The organism is uncultured Caulobacter sp. (assembly GCF_947036865.1).
GTDB lineage: Bacteria > Pseudomonadota > Alphaproteobacteria > Caulobacterales > Caulobacteraceae > Caulobacter.
In genome coordinates this window covers 168,272-187,801 of record NZ_CAMQSF010000001.1, presented here as the reverse complement: position 1 = coordinate 187,801, position 19,530 = coordinate 168,272, and the positions used below count along the sequence as shown (strand labels likewise).

Genomic DNA, 19,530 nt, shown 5'->3' with positions numbered 1-19,530 from the left:
TGTCCGGAGCGAGCGACCCCAGGGGGTGTCGTCTAGACCAGAATCCCGTCTTTCAGGAAGGACGATTGATTCCCGACCAGGCTGATCGACCCCCCGTCCGCGAACGCGAAGTGCATGCTGGTCAGGTGGGTCGCCGCGCTGGCGTCGCGCAGGATGCTGGCGTCGAACATGACGATGTCGGCGCCGCGCACCATCACCTCGACCCCGCGCGTGTGCGAAACGAAGTACTCGACGAACTGCTTGACGAGGTCCGGCGAAGCGAAGGGCGAGGGGGCCGGACTGGCGTCGACGACCGGCGGCTTCACGACGGGGTCGGCCGGAGTCTCCGGGGTCGCGTGGGCGTCCGTCGCCGCCTCCGGCGTGACCGGCGTGGTGACGGGCGGCGAGACGATGGCGTCATGCGGCGCGGGGGGCGTGACGACCGGCTCCGACGTGGTCGGCGCGGGCGAAAGCGTCGGCGGCGTTCCGACGGTCATGTGATCGCCGCGGGCGATCAGGTCCGCCAGCACGTCGGGCAGCTTCGAGACCTCGATCACCGTGATGTTCTGGGCGCCGCTCTCGCCGAGCAGGCCGCGAACCAGCTGGACCGCCTCCAACGAGGGCAGGCCGCCGAGCTTCAAGCCGATGCGCACGTCGATGGTCCACGTGGCCGCGTCGGTGTGGGCCTGCAGCGCCGCCAGGGCGCTGTCCTGACGATCGGCGTGGTCGCTGACGCCCAGCGGGCCGGCGACCGCGGCGGGCGTCTCGCTGGGAGGGGGCAGCGAGGCCAGCACCGCGACCAGGGAGAGCACCGTCGAGACGGTTTGCGCCGGCGTGTTGTCCACGACGGTGGCGTGGGTCGCGGCGGGCGCGAAGACGGCCGTGTCGGACGGCGCGGACGGCGCGCCGATGGTTCCGAAGTCCAGCGCGGCGGCGGCGGCGGCGATCGCCGTCTGCGAGGCCGCGCTGACGCTGGCCGTATCGACGGCGTAGTTCGACGCGAACATCGCCGCGGCCATGATCAGGACGGCTTGGCTGACCGGCAGTTGAACCGTTTCCGACGCGGGCAGCGGCGCCGCCATCGGCGCGGCCAAGTTCGTCAGGCCCGCGCTGGAGCTCGACGCCAGCAGCGCCGGGCGGCCATGGCCGGAGTGGTTGTTCGAGGCGCCGGTTTCGGCCGCCCGCGCTTCGCCGGTCTTGAAGAAGGCGGTGCCGACCACGGCCACCAGCAGGGCGGCCGGGTGCACGGAGATGTTGCCGCCGTTGTCCGCGCGGCGGATCAGCGGATGGCGCGCGACCATGTTGCGCACGAGGCCCGAGAAATCGAAGCCGCGGGCGATCTCTTCGTAGGCCGGACCCGCGATGACGTATTCGCCGTCGATTCGCGCGAAGTGGATCACAACCTCGCCGTCATCGGCGCGGTAGAAGACGAACCAGGGCTCGCGCTCGTCGCTGAGGCCGCGATCGGTGCCCACCCGGATGCCGGCGCGGATCAGGGCGCTCTCGACGCGATAGAATTCCGCGAGTTCCTGCTGGCTCCAATCGGCGGGCGCCGGAGCGTGGCGCGGCGAGCGCTGGAAGAAAGAAAGGACCTGAGCGGTCATGCGGTGGAAGCTTCCCCACGCCTAAAACGAGCGCCGGCTCCCCCGCCGACGACGGGACACTAACCGAACTAGTCTTCGCTGAACAGGATTTCGTAGGTGATCGGATCGTAGAAGCGGAGCAGTTCACGCACGAAGGTCTTTTCGGAGACCTCAAGGGCCTGCGCCCAGTCGCGGTAACGATCCGGCGGAATGCGTCCGCGGCCGGTCTCCAGCTGGGAGATGAAGGTGTAGTAGTCGGCGCCGACCTTGGCCGCCAGCTGACGCTGCGACAGGCCGACGGCCTCGCGCATCTCCTTCAGCCAGCGACCGCCTTCGCGGCGGAGGTCTTGAACCTCCGAGGCGCTGCGGCGTTGTGGGTTGCCATACATTATAATGCCTCGCGGTCGCCTGCCGCGAGGGGCGCGGGCGCGCGCTCACTCATCCGACGGGCGAAATCCCAACCGATATAGCGCTTTCGGGGCGGGGGTTCAAGAAACGCTATATAGGAATTTGCTGTACGGTTAGAAAAATGCTGTACGGCTCGATTTCGGCTATTGTCGACGTATGACGTTTGCTCTATAGCCATCGCTGCTCCCATGCGCGCCATTCGGTCGCAGGGGGTGTGGGATTTTTTTTGGGAGACAATCCTCATGGCCTATACGACGGCCCAGTTGGTGACTGCGTACACCAACGCCAACCTCGGTAAGGCGCCCGACGCCGCCACCACCCTGACGCTCGACGCGTACGCGACCCAGTCGCAAACCGGCGGCATCACCGACGCCACCGCCCTGACCAACACCCTGAAGCTGGTCAACAGCACGACGGCCGTCGCCGTCGAGACCTACCAGTTCTTCACGAACGCCGCTCCGTCGGCCGCTGGTCTGGCCTACCTGGTCAACTCGACCACCAACGCCACCGACCTGAACGACGCGTACTACTCGAAGTTCGCTCAAGAAAATCGCTTCATCAACTTCTCGATCAACCTCGCCACGGGTAGCGGCGCCGGCGCGACCGCCTTCGCCAGCAACTACGGCTCGGTTACGGTCCAGCAAGCCGTCGCTTCGGCTTACGACAAGATCATCGGCAACGCCGCGGCCCAAGCCGCTGGCGTCGATCCGGCCGCCGCCGTCGCCTATCTGACGCGCGCCGACAACGTCAATTACCTGAACGCCTTCGTGAAGGCGAACACGGGCCTGACCGCCGCCGCCGACATCGATCTGGCCGTCAAGGCCGCGCTGATCGGTCAAATCCTGAACGCCGCGACGGTGTCGGGCATCGGCGGCTACGCCAAGGCCACCGCCGCTCTGATCAACGACCTCTCGGACGGCGTCCTGTCGACCGACAACGCGGCCGGCGTCAACATCCTGACGGCCTATCCGGGCGCGGGCGCTGTCGGCCAAAGCTTCGCGCTGACGGCTGGCATCGACACCCTGGTCGGCACCGCCGGCAACGACACCTTCGTCGGCAGCTCGAGCGCGGGCGCTTCGCTGCTGTCCACTCTCGACTCGATCGACGGCGGCGCGGGCAACGACACCCTGACCTTCGCGATCGTCGGCAACCTCGACACGACCACCGCGGCCAGCACGACCGTGAAGAACGTCGAGACGGTCAACATCCTGGCCACGGGCACGGTCACGGCCGACAGCAGCAGCTGGGCCGGCACGACCGCGCTGAACGTGAACGGCGCCGTTGGCGCTGCCTCCGCTACCGCCGCCTCCAGCACGGCCGTGTCGGTGGTCACTGCTCAAACCACGGGCGCCGTGGTGGTGAACGGCGGTTCGTCGGCCACCGTGACCGCGTCGGGCCTGGATAACGCCGGCGGTGGTTCGTCGGGTTCGGTCAACGTTGGTGGCGGCACCGCTGTCGCCGGCAACATCACGGTCACCGCCGCCGTCGCCGCGAACAAGAACGCGGGTACGGTCGCCGCGACCACCAAGGGCGGCGCCAGCATCTCGCTGACCGAAACCCTGGGCACGGGCTCCGCGGGCGGTGCGCTGAACGCCACGGACGGCGCCGCCGCCGCTGGTAAGCTCGGCACGCTGTCGACGGTCATCCTGAGCGGCTACGGCTTGGGCTCGACCGTGACGTCGAACGCCCTGACCAGCCTGACGCTGGCCAACGGCAACGCCAACGTGGCCGTGACCAACAACTTCGGCAGCGGCAACGCCACGACGACGCTGGCCCTGGCGGTCAACAACGTCTCGACCGGCCTCATCGACACGAACAACGCCTATTCGACCGTCAACGTCACGACGTCGGGTAAGGCCTCGACCCTGGGCCTCAGCGGCTCGAACATCAAGACCTTGAGCGTCGCTGGCGACCAGGTTCTGTCCCTGTTCCCGGCGAGCCCGATCGCCACGTTCTCGGAATCGGGCACGGGTTCTGTCGTCGCTACCTTCGGCAACACCCTGAAGACCTACACCTCGACCGCGACGGGCGGCGACACGGTCACGCTGAACACGACCGCTCTGACCAGCGCGACGTTCGGCGCCGGCAACGACGTCGTCACCCTTTCGACGGCGGCCGGTCCGTCCACGACGGTTGATCTGGGCAACGGCGACAACAAGCTGATCCTGGCGGCCGCTCCGACCGCCGGCGTCACGCTGAAGGCCGGTTCGGGCGTCAACGACGCTCTGAGCATCTCCGACGCCAACTGGGCGACCCTGGCCTCGACCTTCGTGGCCGCGGACATCGCCAAGATCACCGGCTTCGAGATCCTGTCGATCAGCGACTCGGGTTCGTTCAACGGCAAGACCTACAACCTCGGCGTTCTGCCGAGCCTGACCGGTCTGACCCTGGAAACCGGCGTCGCCACCGGCGGCAACGACACGGTCACCAACTTCGTCAGCGGTTCGACCCTCACGCTGGCTGGCAACCTGGCCACCAACAACGGCGGCGTCGTGGTCAACGTCACCGGCGCGGCCGCTGGCACCAACGACACGGTCAACGTGGTCGCCAACACGACGATCACGCAGAACAACGACGCCACTGTCGATACCACCGCCGCCACCGTGGCCGTGACGGTCGACAACGTCGAAAACGTGACCTTCAAGAGCACCGGTAAGCTCTCGACGGCCGTGACGACGGGCAACAAGACCGACGTCGCCTTGAACACGCTGTCGATCGCCGCCACCGACACGGCGCTGAAGACCGTCGCGATCACGGGCGATCAAGCGGCTTCGTTCACCTCGAACGCCGCCTTCACCGCCCTGACCTCGGTCAACGGTTCGGGCAACACCGCGGGCGTGTCGATCGACGTTTCGGCCGCGACTTCGACCTCGCCGGCGATCGTCGTCACGGGCTCGGCCGCGAACGATACGATCACCATCGGGAACAAGGCGGTTGTGGCCGGTAACGGCGGCAACGACACGTTCGTGCTGGCGGCCCCGTCCAGCGGCAACAGCTACAGCACCATCGTCGACGCCAACAAGGGTGACATCATCACGAACGCCAACGCCGCCAGCTTCGGCGCGACGGCGATCACCCTGGCCGGCACGGCTGTGTTCCAGGACTTCCTGGACAACGCCGCCGCGGGCAACGCGACCAACAAGGTCTCGTGGTTCCAGTACGGTGGTGACACCTACATCGTGCAAGACGTCGCCGCCGGCGCGACCTTCCAGAACGGCAGCGACATCGTCGTGAAGCTGACCGGTCTGGTCGACCTCAGCAAGGCCACCTTCTCGGCCGGCGCTCACACGCTGACGCTGGGCTAAGGCGCTTCGGAGGAAGCCGGTTCTTGAGCCGGCTTCCAACGAAACCCTAGAATACTGACCCCCATCACCTCTGGTGATGGGGGTTTTGTTTTGAGGGGAATGACATCCAAAGCGGGCGCCGTTCCGCGGCTTGGCTTGCGCGCGCGACGACGACGTGCTCTAGCGGCGCAATGCTCATTTTCCGCCACAATTTCGTGGTCGAGACGCGACCTAAGTTGTTACTGTATACGACCGCGCCAGCCGCGGGGTTCTGAAGGCTAGACATGTCCACCCGTACTGGCGCGAAGCCGACCATCCTCAATCAGGCCGTGCTGGTCGCCCGTCCGGCGGTGATCACCGCCATGGTCTTCAGCTTCTTCATCAACATCCTGGCGCTGGTCAGCCCGCTGTATATGCTGCAGGTCTATGACCGCGTGCTGTCCAGCCGCAATGTCGCGACGCTGGTGGTGCTGACGCTGATCTGCGTCTTTCTGTTCGTCGTCTACGGCTTGCTGGAGGCGCTGCGGACCCAGGTTCTGGTGCGGGGCGGGCTGAAGTTCGACGGCGTCGCGCGCGATCCGATCTTCAAGACCGTCCTGGACTCGACCCTGAACCGCCGCGGCGCCGGCGGCCAGGCCTTCCGCGACATGGACCAGGTGCGCGAGTTCATGACCGGGGGCCTGATCGCGTTCTGCGACGCCCCCTGGACGCCGGTGTTCATCATCGTGTCGTGGATCCTGCACCCCTTCTTCGGTGTGCTGGCGATCATCAGTTGCCTCATCATCTTTGGCCTCGCGGTGATGAACGACAACGCCACCAAGAACCCCATCCAGATGGCCACCATGGCTTCGATCGCGGCTCAGAATGACGCGAGCTCGACCCTGCGCAACGCCGAGGTCATGAAGGCCATGGGCATGTGGGGCGGGCTTCAGGCGCGCTGGCGCGTGCGTCGCGACGAGCAGGTGGCCTGGCAGGCCGCCGCCAGCGACGCCGGCGGCGCGGTGATGTCCGGCATCAAGGTCTTCCGCCAGGTCGTTCAGACCTTGATCCTGGGCGGCGGCGCCTATCTGGCCATTCACGGAAAGATTTCCGCCGGCTCGATGATCGCCGGCTCCATCCTGGTCGGCCGCGCGCTGGCGCCGATCGAGGGCGCCGTGGGTCAATGGAAGGGCCTGATCGGCGCCCGCGGCGCCTGGGATCGGCTCCAAGCCATGCTGCGCCAGGAAACGAACGCCGACGACCACATGCCGCTGCCCGAACCGCGCGGCGTGCTTTCGGCCGAGGCCGCCTCGATCCTCCCCCCGGGCGGGCAGGTCCCGACCGTCCGCCAGGCCAGCTTCCGGATCGACGCCGGCACCTCGGTGGGCATCGTGGGGCCCAGCGCCGCGGGCAAGTCGTCGCTGTTGCGCGGGATCGTGGGCGTCTGGCCCTGCGCCGCCGGCGTGATCCGGCTGGACGGCTACGACATCAAGCAATGGGACCCCGAGAAACTGGGACGCCACATCGGCTATCTGCCCCAGGATATCGAGCTCTTCCAGGGCACGGTGGCCCAGAACATCGCCCGCTTCACCGAGTTCGAGTCGCAAGAGGTGATCGAAGCCGCCACCTTGGCCGGCGTCCACGAGATGATCCAGGGCCTGCCGCTCGGCTATGACACGCCGATCGGCGATGGCGGGGCGTCGCTGTCCGGCGGCCAGCGCCAGCGCCTGGGCCTCGCGCGCGCGGTGTTCCGCATGCCGGCGCTGCTGGTGCTGGACGAGCCCAACGCCAGCCTCGACCAGGTCGGCGAAGTCGCCCTGATGGAAGCGATGAACCGCCTGAAGGCGGCCAAGCGGACCGTGATCTTCGCGACCCACAAGGTCAATCTGCTGGTCCAGGCCGACTACATCATGGTGATCAACCAGGGCGTCATCGCCGACTTCGGCGATCGCGACAACATGCTGGCCAAGCTGACGGGCGCCGCGCCGCAGGTGCCGCCGCCCAACGCGCCAGCCCCGGCGCGCGCCCAGTAATCCTCCGTCCGAACACATCGTCATGGCCGCCCCTGGGGCGCGCCCTTCAGGCTGAAGAAAAATGAAGCCCCCCAAGATCCAGCGTCCGACGGACAATTTCAAAGGCGTGGCCCGCATCGGCTACGCGGTCATCGCCTTCACCTTCGTGGGCCTGTTAGGCTGGGCGGCGTTCGCGCCCCTGGACAGCGCCGTGATCGCTAACGGCGTGATCTCGGCCGAGGGCAATCGCAAGACGATCCAGCACCTGGAAGGCGGCATGCTCCGCAAGATCCTGGTGCGCGAAGGCCAGAAGGTGAAGGCCGGCCAGCTGCTGTTCGAACTGGACCCGACCCAGGCCAACGCCGCGGCGGGCATCACCAAGAGCCAGTATGTCACCCTCAAGGCCATGGAAGCGCGGCTTCTGGCCGAGCGCGACCAGCGCGCGACGATCAGCTTCCCGGCCGAGCTGACCTCGCAGCGGGGCGACCCCATGGTCTCGCGCGCCATCGCCGACGAAGAGGCCCAGTTCATTGAGCGCCGTCAGACCATCCAAGGCCAGACGGACCTGATGAACGCCCAGCGCGATCAATATCAGAGCGAGATCGACGGCATCGATCGCCAGACCCAGGGCCTGAAAGACCAGCTGGGCTATATCCAGGACGAGCTGAACGATCTTCGCAAGATCTACGACAAGGGCCTGGTGCCGCGGCCGCGCCTGCTGGCGCTGGAGCGCGAGCAGGCGTCGCTGTCGGGCTCGATCGGCCGCCTGACCGCCGACCGCGCCAAGGCGGTGCAGGGCATCGGCGAAACCCAGCTGAAGATCCGTCAGATCAAGCAGCAGTTCTACCAAGAGGTCAGCCAGAGCATCGCCGAGACCCGCGTGAAGCTCGCCGAGGTGAGCGAGAAGGAGGTCGTGGCCTCGGATCAGCAGCGCCGCATCAATGTGGTCTCGCCGGTCAACGGCACGGCCCAGAACCTGCGCTTCTTCACCGAGGGCGCTGTCGTTCGCCCGGCCGAACCGATGGTCGAAATCGCGCCCGACGACGAGGCCTTCGTGATCCAGGCGCACTTCGCGCCGACCGACGTCGACAACGTGCGCCCCGGCATGGCCACCGAGGTGCGCCTTCCGTCTTTCCATTCGCGCCGCATCCCGATCCTGAACGGCAAGATCGAGTCGCTCTCGCGCGATCGTCTGAGCGATCCGGAGGGCAAGGTCGTCTACTTCCTCGGGATCGTCCGCGTCGACCTCAAGCAGCTGCCGCCGGAATTCCGCTCGAAGGTCACCGCCGGCATGCCGGCTCAGGTGATCGTGCCGACGGGCGAGCGCACCGTTCTGCAGTACCTGTTCTCGCCGCTGCGCGACACGCTGCGCACGACCATGCGCGAGGAATAGCCGAGGCGATTCAACAGTCTGATTTCCCACGCTTTTCGGAAAGCGGTCGCCGCCGGTCGAAATGTCGCCGGCGCCGCTTTCCAATCGCCTTCAATAGTGTAGTCAGACACCTTCATTGTTACTGGAGTCGACCCGCGCGTGGCTAAGACGGCTTTGATCACCGGCATCACCGGCCAGGATGGCGCGTATCTCGCCAAGCTGCTGCTGGAGAAGGGCTATACCGTCCACGGCATGCTGCGCCGCTCGGCCTCGGCCGACGTGATCGGCGACCGGCTGCGCTGGATCGGCGTCTATGACGACATCCGGTTCGAGCTCGGCGACCTGCTGGACGCGGGCGGCCTGTCGCGCCTGATCCGCCGCCTCCAGCCGGACGAGGTCTACAACCTGGCCGCCCAGAGCTTCGTCGGCGCCTCGTGGGACCAGCCGCACCTGACCGGATCGGTCACCGGCCTTGGAACCACCAACATGCTGGAGGCCGTGCGGCTGGAGTGCCCGGGCGCCCGCTTCTATCAGGCGTCGTCGTCCGAGATGTACGGCCTGGTGCAGCACCCGATCCAGTCGGAAGCCACGCCGTTCTACCCGCGTTCGCCCTACGCGGTGGCCAAGCTCTATGCCCACTGGATGACGGTGAACTATCGCGAGAGCTTCGGCCTGCACGCCTCGGCCGGCATCCTGTTCAACCACGAAAGCCCGCTGCGCGGCATCGAGTTCGTGACCCGCAAGGTCACCGACGCGGTGGCGGCCATCAAGCTGGGCCAGCAGAAGACCGTCGAGCTCGGCAATCTGGACGCCAAGCGCGACTGGGGTCACGCCCGTGACTATGTCGAGGCCATGTGGCTGATGCTGCAGCAGGAGACGCCGGACGACTATGTGGTCGCCACGGGCAGGACCTGGACCGTGCGCGAGATGTGCGAGGTGGCCTTCGCCAGCGTGGGCCTGAACTACCAGGACCACGTGACGATCAATCCGAAGTTCCTGCGTCCGGCCGAGGTGGAACTGCTGCTGGGCGATCCGGCCAAGGCCAAGGCCAAGCTGGGCTGGGAGCCGAAGACGACGATGCAGGAGATGATCTCCGAGATGGTCGAGGCCGACATCGCGCGGCGGTCGCGGAACTGATGACGGCCGGCGTCGTCATCATCGGCGGCGGCGGCCACGCCAAGGTGGTCATCGAGAGCCTGCGGGCGACGGGGGAGTCGGTCGCGGCGATCGTCGACGCCGATCCCACCCCGCGCGCGGTGCTGGGCGTTCCGGTGGTGGGCGACGACCTGGCCCTGGGCGATCTGCGCGGGCAGGGGCTCTCGAAGCTGTTCGTGGCGATCGGCGATAACCGGCTGCGCCAGAAGCTGGCGGGGAAGGCGCGGGAACAGGGCTTTAGCCTGGTCAACGCGGTGCATCCCTCGGCGGTGATTTCGCCGAGCGCGCGGCTGGGCGTGGGCGTGGCGGTGATGGCTGGCGTGGCGATCAACGCCAAGACGCGCGTCGAGGACCTGGCCATCATCAATACCGGGGCGGTTGTCGACCATGACTGCCGTCTCGGCGAGGCCTGCCATGTGGGACCCGCCTCGGCCTTGGCGGGCGGCGTAAGCGTCGGCGCGCGCGCCTTCCTGGGCGTCGGCGCGCGGGCCATTCCGGGCGTCGCCATCGGCGCCGATGCGATCGTCGGCGCCGGCGGCGTCGTGGTGCGAGACCTGCCGGACGGCGTGCTCGCGGTCGGCGTGCCGGCCCGGATCAAGGGCCAGATCAAAGGAGAGCGTTCGTGACCAGCCCGCAGCGGATTTCCGTCGCCGCGCCCAGCCTCGACGGCAACGAGCGCGACTACGTGCTGGAGTGCCTGGACTCGACGTGGATCTCGTCGGCCGGCCGCTTCATCACCGACTTCGAGAAGGCCTTCGCCGACTATTGCGGCGTCAAGCACGCGATCACCTGCAACAACGGCACGACGGCGCTGCACCTGGCCCTGGTGGCCATGGGGGTCGGCCCGGGCGACGAGGTGATCGTCCCCAGCCTGACCTATATCGCCTCGTGCAACGCCGTGACCTATTGCGGCGCGACCGTCGTGCTCGTCGACAACGACCCGCGCACCTTCAATGTCGACCCCGCCCTGATCGAGGCCAAGATCACGCCGCGCACCAAGGCGATCATGCCGGTCCACCTGTACGGCCAGGTCGCCGACATGGATCCGATCCTGGAAATCGCCAAAAAGCACGGCCTGATGGTCATCGAGGACGCGGCCGAGGCCGTGGGCGCGACCTATAAGGGCCGGATGTCCGGCAGTCTGGGCGACTGCGCCACGTTCAGCTTCTTTGGCAACAAGATCATCACCACCGGCGAGGGCGGGATGATCACCACCAACGACGACGACCTGGCCAAGACCATGCGGCTCTATCGCAGCCAGGGCATGGACCCGAACCGCCGCTACTGGTTCCCGGTCGTCGGCTTCAACTACCGCATGACCAACATCCAGGCCGCCATCGGCCTGGCCCAGCTGGAGCGGATCGAGCATCACCTGGCCGCCCGCGAGCGGGTGGTGGCCTGGTACGAGGACAAGCTGGCGCGCCTGGGCAACCGGGTGATCAAGCCCCATGTCGCCGACACCGGCCGTCACGTGTTCTGGATGTACACCGTGCGCCTGGGCGAGGGCCTTTCGATCTCGCGCGACGCGGCGATCCAGGCCCTGGACGCCCTGGGCGTCGAGAGCCGTCCGGTGTTCCACCCGATGCATGTGATGCCGCCCTACGCCCACCTGGCGACGGGCGACCTGACCCAGGCCGAGGCCTGCGGCGCGGACGGCCTGAACCTGCCCACCCACGCCGGCCTGACCGAGGCCGACATCGACCGCGTCGTCGCCGCGCTCGACCAGGTGCTGGTCTAGCCGATGCGCATCGTCCTGCTGTCCTCGATCGTGCCGTTCATCAACGGCGGGGCGCGCTTCATCGTCGAGTGGCTCGAGGAGAAGCTGGTCGAGGCCGGCCATCAGGTCGAGCGGTTCTATCTGCCATTCGTCGACGACCCGAACGAGATCCTGCATCAGATCGCCGCCTGGCGGCTGATGGACCTGACCCAGTCGTGCGACCGGGTGATCTGTTTCCGGCCGCCGGCCTATGTGGTGGACCATCCGAACAAGGTGCTGTGGTTCATCCACCACATCCGCGCCTTCTACGATCTGTGGGACACGCCCTATCGCGGCATGCCCGACGACGCCCATCACCGCGCGGTTCGCGACAATCTGCGGGCGCTGGACACGCGGTCCATCGCCGAAAGCCGGGCGGTGTTCACCAATTCCCAGGTGGTCGCCGATCGCCTGAAGGCGTTCAACGGCCTGGACGCCACGCCCCTCTATCCGCCGATCTACCAGCCCGAGCGCTTCACCCACACCGGCTATGGCGACGAGATCGTCGCCATCTCGCGCCTGGAGCCGCACAAGCGCCAGGCGCTGATGATCGAGGCGATGCAGCACGTGAAGACCGGCGTGAAGCTGCGTCTGGCGGGCACGGCCTCCAGCCCCGACTACGGCCGCCAACTGGTCCAGATGACCAAGGATCTGGGCGTGCAGGATCGGGTCATTCTCGAGGATCGCTGGATCAGCGAGGACGAGAAGGCCGACATGCTGAAAGAGGCCCTGGCCGTCGCCTATCTGCCCAAGGACGAGGACAGCTACGGCTATCCGTCGCTGGAAGGCGCCCACGCCCGCAAGGCCATCGTCACCACGACCGACAGCGGCGGCGTGCTGGAGTTGGTCGAGCACGGCCGCAACGGCCTGATCAGCGAACCCGACCCGCGGGCCCTGGCCGAGCAGTTCGATCGCCTGCACGCCGACAAGACCCGCGTCACCAAGATGGGAACCGCCTCGCTGAACCGACTGGCCGAGATGAAGATCGACTGGAGCACCGTCGTGGAGCGCCTCACGGCATGAAGGTCCTGGTCGTCAACAACGCGGCCCCGTTCCAGCGCGGCGGCGCCGAGGAGCTGGCCGATCACCTGGTCCGCCGGCTGAACGCCACGCCCGGCGTCCAGTCCGAGCTGGTGCGCGTGCCCTTCGCCTGGGAGCCGGCCGAGCGGCTGATCGAGGAGATGCTGATCGCCAAGGGGCTGCGGCTCTATAATGTCGATCGGGTCATTGGCCTGAAGTTCCCCGCCTATCTGATCCCGCATCCTCAGAAGGTGCTGTGGCTGCTGCACCAGTTCCGCCAGGCCTATGACCTGTCCGAGGCGGGGCAGAGCCATCTCGACTTCGACGAGACGGGGCTGGCCGTGAAGGCGGCGATCCGGGCCGCGGATAACGACTGCTTCGCCCAGTGCCGCAAGATCTACTGCAACTCGCCCGTCACCCAGAACCGCCTGATGCGGTTCAACGGCGTGCCCAGCGAGGTGCTTTATCCGCCGCTCAACGACGGCGAGCTGTTCACCGGCGGCGAGCATGGCGACTACGTTTTCGCCGGCGGTCGGGTCGCGGCCGGCAAGCGCCAGCACCTCTTGATCGAGGCCCTGGCCCTGCTGCCGCGCGGGCCGCGCCTGGTCATCGCCGGTCCCCCCGAGAACGAGGCCTATGCCGAGCGCCTGCGCAAGCTGGTCGAGGACCTGGACCTGAAGGACCGCGTCGATCTGCGGTTCGGCTTCCATCCGCGCGAGGACATCGCCCGCTGGGCCAATGGCGCGCTGATCTGCGCCTATCTGCCGTTCGACGAGGACAGCGTCGGCTATGTGACGATGGAGGCCTTCGCCGCGGGCAAGGCCGTCCTGACGGTCAGCGACAGCGGCGGGCTGCTGGAAATCGTCAGCCAGGAGACCGGGGCGGTCGCCGAGCCGACGCCGACGGCGCTGGCCGAGGCGCTGGAGCGCCTGACCTCGGATCGCGCGAAAGCGATCGCGCTGGGCCGCGCCGCGCGCGATCTCTGGCGCGACAAGAATGTCACATGGGAGGAGACGGTTCGCCGTCTTCTTGATTAAGCCACAAAATTTCGGTTGAAGCCGCCTAAACGGCGGGGGCCGTTAAGTCTGGGAATTGCGAGTGCTGTCGAAAACCTTCTCCGTTCGGAGTTCCGTCATCGCCGTGGCCGTCGCCATGGTCGTGGCCGGGCGCGCCGAGCTCGCGCACGCCGAGACCTTGGCCGACGCGATCACCGCCGCGTATCAGAGCAACCCCAATATCCAGGCTCAACGCGCCGCGATGCGCGCGCTCGACGAGAACTACACCCAGGCCCGATCCGCCTACGGCCTGCAGGCCAGCGCGTCGACCTCGGAAAGCTACAACTGGATCAAGGGCGTGCGGGACAAGACGAGCCTCGACGCGACCACGCCGTCCAGCCAGCTGACGGTCAGCCAAGCGCTCTACACGAACGGCCGTTACGCCGCGCGGCTGGCCGCCGTCGAAGCCCAGATCAAGGCCTCGCGCGAGAACCTGCGTCGTATCGAGATGGACCTGCTGACGCGGGTGACCAACGCCTACGTCTCGGTCCGTCGCGATCGCGAGATCGTCCGGATCAGCCAAGGGGGCGAGGCCTGGCTGCGCCAGCAGCTGAAGGACACCGAGGACAAGTACAGCGTCCGCCAGGTCACGCTGACCGACGTCCAGCAGGCGCGGGCGCGCCTGGCCTCGGCCAGCACCCAGGTGGCCAACGCCCAGGCGCAGCTCAATATCAGCGCGGCCTTCTACGCGTCCCTGGTCGGGCATATGCCCGACGCGCTCGAGCCGGAACCCGACATCGACGATCTGCCCGCCAATCTGGACGAGGCGTTCAATCAGGCGGAACAGGCCAACCCGTCGCTGCTGGCGGCGGCCTATACCGAGAAGGCCTCGCGAGAAAGCGTCGCCGAGGCGCGCGCCGAGCGGCTGTTCAGCGTCTCCGCCCGCGCGAACTACCAGAACGCGCCCATCAGCGCTTACAACGCCGCCAGCGCGCGGCGCGAGAACGCCCTGACGGCCAGCGTCACCCTGACCCAGCCGTTGTTCAGCGGCGGCCAGCTCAATTCCTCGGTCCGCCAGTCGATCGAGGAGAACAACCGCGACAAGCTGCTGATCGAAGACGCGCGGCGCAACATGGTGCTCGGCGTGTCGCAGTATTGGGACCAGCTGGTCGCCGCGCGCAAGTCGCTGGTTTCGCTCGAACAAGAGATGAAGGCCGACACCATCGCCTTCTACGGCGTGCGCGAGGAGGAGCGTTTCGCGCTCCGCAGCACGATCGAGGTGCTGAACGCCCAGGCCGAACTGCAGAGCGCCCAGATCGGCTTCGTCCGCGGCCGGGCCAATGAATATGTCGGCCGCGTGCAGCTGCTGGCTCAGGTCGGCACGCTGGAGGTGGGCAACCTGGCGCCGGGCGTCCAGCCCTACGATCCCGAGCGGCACTTCAAGAAGGTTCGTTACAAGGGCATGCTGCCGACGGACCTGATCGTCCAGACCCTGGACCGGATCGCGGTGCCGCTAGAGGCGCGTAAGCCTGTGGCCGGCGACACCACGCCGATCCGTCCGCCGTCCTCCGACCTGCCGGCCAAGCCGATCCCGGCGGCGCAGGTGGCGCCGCCGCCGTCGATCAACGACCTTCCGGCCTTGACCGACGACGCGCCGGTGAAAACAGCACCCAAGGGCTAGCCTTTCTGGCCTTTCGCGAGAGAGGGCAGAAGCCGGGCGATCATGCCCAGCCAGGCGTCCCGGTCGAACGAGACATGGCCGTTGCGCGCCGTCGCGCCGGCCAAGCCCTCGCGCCAGGCGTCGTCGGACAGCAGGCGCGCGAGCTTCTCGGCGGCGTCGTCGACATCGGGGTTCGCCCATCGTCCAGCGCGATAGATGGCGCCGTCGCCCTCGACGGGGATCAGCGTGAAGTCCACGAACTGGCTGGACGCGGCGTCCATGAATTCCACGTTGGCGGACCACCCGGTGGCCAGGGTCGGCTTGCCCTGCCAGATCGCCTCGGCCAGGAGCAGGCCGTAGCCTTCCGACCGGTGGAGGGACAGGACGATATCGCAGCTGGCCGTCAGCGCGGCCATGTCCGAAGCCGAGAGCGTCTCGGTCATCAGGCGGATCGATGGATCGTCGCCTATCCGCGCTCGCAGCTCGGCCAAGGTCTCGGGATAGAGATCCGCCCCCACGACCTTGCAGACGAGATAACCCTTGCCCCCCGTCTTGGCCTGCGCCCTTTGGAAGGCGTCCAGAGCGGCCCAAGGGTTCTTGCGTTGCGCGGTCGAGCGCAGGTCGAAGGCCATCAGCGCCGCCACCCGGTCCTTGGGCAGGTCGAACCGATCGCGGTCTGGAGCCGCGCGCGCGTTCAGATACAGGGGATAGGGTGCTGGCGAGACCTTGACCCGCGGCGGAGCCAGCTTGCGCAAGGCGTCGGCGGCGAAGGCCGACGGGGTCCAGACCTCGTCCACCAGGTCGAACGCGGGGACCCAATCGGCTGGCGCGTCCTCCAACTCCCAGGCCCAATAGCCGATGTGTCGACGACCCTCGAGCGGGCGGCCCTCGGTGTCGCGGGCCCAGGCCAGCAGTTCCGGCGGATTGATATGCGAAACCACGACGCCCCGCTCGCCCTCCTCCGGGGCCGGGAAGGGGATCGGCAGTTCGACGGGGAAGCCGACGCTCGCCGAAAGATCGATGGCGCGTGTTTCGAGGCCGGCATCGGCGAAACCGCGCGCCAGCATGCGCGCGCCCTCGCCAAGCCCGTGAACCGCCCCGTGGAAGCCGACGACCGTCACGGGAGACGTCGGGGGTAGATTCCGGCGCCTGGCTCGACGACGCACGCGCGCCTGGGCCGATCGTTCGACGCGCTCGCTCTTGGCCCGCGCCCAAGCCTCCGTGATCGCGCCGGCAATCGTCCGAGGCGCGCCGACGGTCAGGTGGGCCGCGCGCCGAAGCGGCGTCGGTAGGCGTCGCCAGAGAGCGAGGAGGCGGGATGTCATGCGCTGAGACTTAGACCCGGAATCGGCGGAACGCGATCCATAGCGGCTGGCGCGACCCGGGGGCTACCGAGCAGGGGCGCGTCGTGCCGCGGACGAGCTTGTCACGCCTAGTCTTTCGATGCAGCAATGCGCCTCCAGCCAAAAAGGGGATACCTGTGTCGACCGAGTGGAGCGCGGGCTACGTCACGGACGTAAATTATACTTTTGGCTACTATGGAGAGCTGAATCCGCTCCGCTGCCGACTGCCGCTTCTGCTTTCAGGATGGCACGCGCCGAAGGTCGAGAACGCCTGCGAACTCGGTTTTGGTCAGGGGCTGTCCGTCTCCATTCACGCGGCCGCCCAGCCAAGCGTCAACTGGTACGGAACGGATTTCAACCCGTCGCAAGCGGCCTTCGCCTCGGAAATGGTCGGGCTGGCGGGCGCCGACGCCAAGCTCTACGACGAGGCCTTCGCCGAGTTCTGCCATCGTGCCGATCTGCCGGACTTCGACTTCATCGGGCTGCACGGCATCTGGACGTGGATCTCGGATGAGAACCGCGCGGTGCTGGTCGACTTCGTCCGCCGCAAGCTGAAGCCGGGCGGCGTGCTCTATGTCTCCTACAACACGCTGCCGGGATGGTCGGCGACCGCGCCGCTCCGTCACCTGATGAAGCGGCACGCCGAGGTGATGGGCGCGCCTGGCCAGGGGATCATCGGTCGGACCGACGCCGCCCTCGGCTTCATGGATCGGTTTCTCGCGCTGGAGCCGCTCTACGCCAAGGCTAACCCGGTCGCCGTCGAGCGCCTGAAGCAGATCAAGGATCAGGACCGCAAGTATCTCGCGCACGAGTACATGAACCGGGACTGGAGCCCGATGTACTTTTCCGATATGGAGGCCTGGCTGAGAGAAGCCAAGGTCAGCTTCGGAAGCTCGGCGTTCACGCTCGACAATATCCACGAACTGAACATGACCCCCGCGCAGGTGGAGTTCATGCGGTCGGCGCCTGACGCCTCCTTGCGCGAGACGATACGGGACTTTTGTGTAAACCAGCAATTCCGTAGGGACTATTGGGTGCGGGGGCTGCGGGCGGTCGCCGGACACGAGCAGGTGACCACCCTGCGGGAGGAGCGGGTGGTCTTGACCACCGGCAAGGAGGAGCTGCCCAAGACGGTGCGTGGCGCGACCGGCGAGGCGCTACTGCTCGACCAGATCTACCAACCGATTTTCGAACTGTTGCTGGATCATAGGCCGCACACGATTCAGGAGTTGGAAAGCCATCTGGGCGCGAAGGGGGTGAACTTCGTCCAGCTGTCATCCGCTTTGATGATTTTGCTGGGCCTGGGCGCCATCCACCCTGCCGGCCCCGGTCAAGACATCAGCAAGGCCAAGACGCGGACGACGGCGTTGAACAAGGCCATCGCGCGCCGGTCCGTGTCGGTCGGCGACATTGGCACCTTCGCCTCGCCCGTGATCGCTGGCGGAGTCGCCGCGCCCCGGTTCCAGCAGCTGTTCTGGATGAGCAAGCAGAACGGCGCGAAGACTCCCGACGAGTGGGCCGCTTTCGTCTGGTCGCTTCTGCAAAGCCAGGGGCAGGCGATTATCAAGGACGGCGCGACGCTGCAGGGCGACGCCAACCTCGCCGAACTGAAGGCGCAGGCCGAGGCCTGGGGGGCGAAAGTCCTGCCTCTGTGGACCGCGCTTGGCCTTTGACCGCGCGCTTAGCGCGAATCCGGATCGCGTGAACAACACAACGGCGTTCGTCCGGGCGGATGAGCGCCGGCGCGGCTTGGCGCGATGTTGGGCGGGGCGCCAGTGCTTTGGATGGATTTCAGCTTATTCGAAGTGCCGACGGCCGTGTCCGCTCGCCGTCCAGAAATCTCGTCAAAAAATCCCTGTTTGCATTGAAGCTTCGTACCGCGGCGTCATGCATCAATATTGGAATCTAGAAAATCATGAGTTGAGAGTAGGGTAGTGGCCGAGATCTAAATGGACACTGTCCATTGATCGTCCATTCAGCTTTTCGGCAATCTGAAACGGGAATCACGATATCATAAGTTGTGTATCGAATTCACGACGAAATGTCGGATTCTCGTACCAGAGCGGTTGCGAAGCGCGGCCGGTTAAGGTATGTAAGAGAGGTCTACCCACAAGACTTCCCATTAGCCCCGCCGGTGACCGTGTCGCCGGCGGGGCTTATCGCATCTGGGGTCTTTTTCATCCGAGTACGCGCGTAGAAACGCGGGGTCGCGCCGGCTGTTCCCAAGGCGACGCTGGCTAAATGCGGTCTTCGGGCGGCGTGTCGGCCCGCGCGAGATGGGGGCCGGGGACGACGGGCTGGCGTTCCAGGATCTGGCGCACCTTGCGCACGGCGGCGGAGGCGCGGCTGCGGCGTTGGCGCCAGAGCAGCAGGCTCATCGCGCCGAGCGTCGCGACCAGGAAGGGCAGGGGGCCCAGCAGCCACACGGCCGCCGCCAGGGCGAAATAGTAGGCTCGAACCCCCGCGTTGAACGCCGACAAGGCGGGGTTCAGGATGCCGCCGGCCGCCTCGGCGTACTCGGCCAGCACGGCGGGCGAGGCCCACATCGGCGCGGCGCCGATCGCCGCCAGGCAGTAGTTCATCTGCCGGATCGCCCAGATGAAGTCGAGCAGACCCCGCGCCAGCGCGATCAGCACCAGGCCGAGCTTGATCTGGAACATCATGGGCGTGGTCTTGGCCAGCAGGGGCAAGGCCTCGACGCTCTTCAGCGCGGTGTCGCCGCCGAACAGCACGCCCGCGGCCGCGGCGATCAGGATCAGGTTCGACGAGGCGAAGAAGCTGGCCGAATTGATCGCGTGGCCCAGCAACTGGCCATCCAGGAGCGCCACTTCGCGCACCGCCATCTCCTGCATCCAGCGGGCGCGGATCACGGTCATGTCGGTGTTGAGCACGCCGCCGCCCTCGCCCAGGGTCTTGAGCAGGCGCTCGTAGAACAGCCAGCAGGCGGCGAAGATCGTCAGAACCAGGATGTCGAGCAGCGGCAT

General features: G+C 67.0%; 14 protein-coding genes. 10 read left to right on the top strand and 4 right to left on the bottom strand.

Features of this window, described 5'->3' with window-relative positions; translation table 11 throughout:
- Positions 1-32: 32 nt before the first annotated feature.
- On the bottom strand, positions 33-1,583 hold the full coding sequence (locus tag Q0V34_RS00870; protein ID WP_297506535.1) for a hypothetical protein: 1,551 nt from the start codon (positions 1,581-1,583) through the stop codon (positions 33-35).
- A gap of 68 nt (positions 1,584-1,651) precedes the next feature.
- Positions 1,652-1,951, bottom strand: coding sequence for a helix-turn-helix transcriptional regulator (locus Q0V34_RS00865; RefSeq protein ID WP_297506533.1), 300 nt, complete (start codon positions 1,949-1,951; stop codon positions 1,652-1,654).
- Positions 1,952-2,212: 261 nt separating this feature from the next.
- On the opposite strand from Q0V34_RS00865, the gene Q0V34_RS00860 reads away from it, so the two are divergent.
- From Q0V34_RS00860 to Q0V34_RS00820, 9 genes are all read left to right on the top strand, one after another.
- Positions 2,213-5,275, top strand: a complete 3,063-nt coding sequence (locus Q0V34_RS00860; protein ID WP_297506531.1) for an S-layer protein — start codon at positions 2,213-2,215, stop codon at positions 5,273-5,275.
- 263 nt (positions 5,276-5,538) lie between these two features.
- A complete protein-coding gene (locus Q0V34_RS00855; RefSeq protein WP_297506529.1) occupies positions 5,539-7,266 on the top strand; it encodes a type I secretion system permease/ATPase in 1,728 nt (575 codons plus the stop codon).
- 61 nt (positions 7,267-7,327) lie between these two features.
- Positions 7,328-8,638: an HlyD family type I secretion periplasmic adaptor subunit gene (locus tag Q0V34_RS00850; RefSeq protein ID WP_297506527.1), complete on the top strand. Its 1,311-nt coding sequence runs from the start codon at positions 7,328-7,330 to the stop codon at positions 8,636-8,638.
- A 138-nt stretch (positions 8,639-8,776) separates the two neighbouring features.
- The gene (gene gmd, locus Q0V34_RS00845) at positions 8,777-9,754 is read left to right on the top strand and encodes a GDP-mannose 4,6-dehydratase (protein WP_297506525.1); all 978 of its coding nucleotides are present in this window, start codon (positions 8,777-8,779) and stop codon (positions 9,752-9,754) included.
- Complete coding sequence (locus Q0V34_RS00840; RefSeq protein ID WP_297506522.1) at positions 9,754-10,398, top strand: acetyltransferase; 645 nt, start codon at positions 9,754-9,756, stop codon at positions 10,396-10,398. Before gmd ends, Q0V34_RS00840 begins: the two co-directional genes overlap by 1 nt.
- A complete protein-coding gene (locus Q0V34_RS00835) occupies positions 10,395-11,510 on the top strand; it encodes a DegT/DnrJ/EryC1/StrS aminotransferase family protein (protein ID WP_297506520.1) in 1,116 nt (371 codons plus the stop codon). Before Q0V34_RS00840 ends, Q0V34_RS00835 begins: the two co-directional genes overlap by 4 nt.
- Positions 11,511-11,513: 3 nt before the next feature.
- A complete protein-coding gene (locus Q0V34_RS00830) occupies positions 11,514-12,551 on the top strand; it encodes a glycosyltransferase family 4 protein (protein ID WP_297506517.1) in 1,038 nt (345 codons plus the stop codon).
- Positions 12,548-13,585: a glycosyltransferase family 4 protein gene (locus tag Q0V34_RS00825; protein ID WP_297506515.1), complete on the top strand. Its 1,038-nt coding sequence runs from the start codon at positions 12,548-12,550 to the stop codon at positions 13,583-13,585. Before Q0V34_RS00830 ends, Q0V34_RS00825 begins: the two co-directional genes overlap by 4 nt.
- 55 nt (positions 13,586-13,640) lie before the next feature.
- A complete protein-coding gene (locus Q0V34_RS00820) occupies positions 13,641-15,224 on the top strand; it encodes a TolC family outer membrane protein (protein WP_297506513.1) in 1,584 nt (527 codons plus the stop codon).
- Here Q0V34_RS00820 and Q0V34_RS00815 read toward each other — a convergent pair.
- Positions 15,221-16,324 (bottom strand): glycosyltransferase, encoded by a 1,104-nt coding sequence (locus Q0V34_RS00815; RefSeq protein WP_297506511.1) that lies wholly within the window; start codon positions 16,322-16,324, stop codon positions 15,221-15,223. The two genes, Q0V34_RS00820 and Q0V34_RS00815, sit on opposite strands and share 4 nt — an antisense overlap.
- 359 nt (positions 16,325-16,683) lie before the next feature.
- On the opposite strand from Q0V34_RS00815, the gene Q0V34_RS00810 reads away from it, so the two are divergent.
- Positions 16,684-18,219, top strand: coding sequence for a class I SAM-dependent methyltransferase (locus Q0V34_RS00810; protein ID WP_297506509.1), 1,536 nt, complete (start codon positions 16,684-16,686; stop codon positions 18,217-18,219).
- 564 nt (positions 18,220-18,783) lie between these two features.
- Here the strand turns inward: Q0V34_RS00810 and Q0V34_RS00805 are convergent.
- A complete protein-coding gene (locus Q0V34_RS00805) occupies positions 18,784-19,530 on the bottom strand; it encodes a DUF599 family protein (protein WP_297506507.1) in 747 nt (248 codons plus the stop codon).

Coding starts and splice junctions, on each gene's coding strand:
- Q0V34_RS00855 (WP_297506529.1), top strand. CDS start 5,539: ATGTCCACCCGTACTGGCGCGAAGCCGACCATCCTCAATCAGGCCGTG.
- Q0V34_RS00805 (WP_297506507.1), bottom strand. CDS start 19,530: ATGCCGCTGCTCGACATCCTGGTTCTGACGATCTTCGCCGCCTGCTGG.
- Q0V34_RS00830 (WP_297506517.1), top strand. CDS start 11,514: ATGCGCATCGTCCTGCTGTCCTCGATCGTGCCGTTCATCAACGGCGGG.
- Q0V34_RS00870 (WP_297506535.1), bottom strand. CDS start 1,583: ATGACCGCTCAGGTCCTTTCTTTCTTCCAGCGCTCGCCGCGCCACGCT.
- Q0V34_RS00865 (WP_297506533.1), bottom strand. CDS start 1,951: ATGTATGGCAACCCACAACGCCGCAGCGCCTCGGAGGTTCAAGACCTC.
- Q0V34_RS00850 (WP_297506527.1), top strand. CDS start 7,328: ATGAAGCCCCCCAAGATCCAGCGTCCGACGGACAATTTCAAAGGCGTG.
- Q0V34_RS00825 (WP_297506515.1), top strand. CDS start 12,548: ATGAAGGTCCTGGTCGTCAACAACGCGGCCCCGTTCCAGCGCGGCGGC.
- Q0V34_RS00840 (WP_297506522.1), top strand. CDS start 9,754: ATGACGGCCGGCGTCGTCATCATCGGCGGCGGCGGCCACGCCAAGGTG.
- Q0V34_RS00860 (WP_297506531.1), top strand. CDS start 2,213: ATGGCCTATACGACGGCCCAGTTGGTGACTGCGTACACCAACGCCAAC.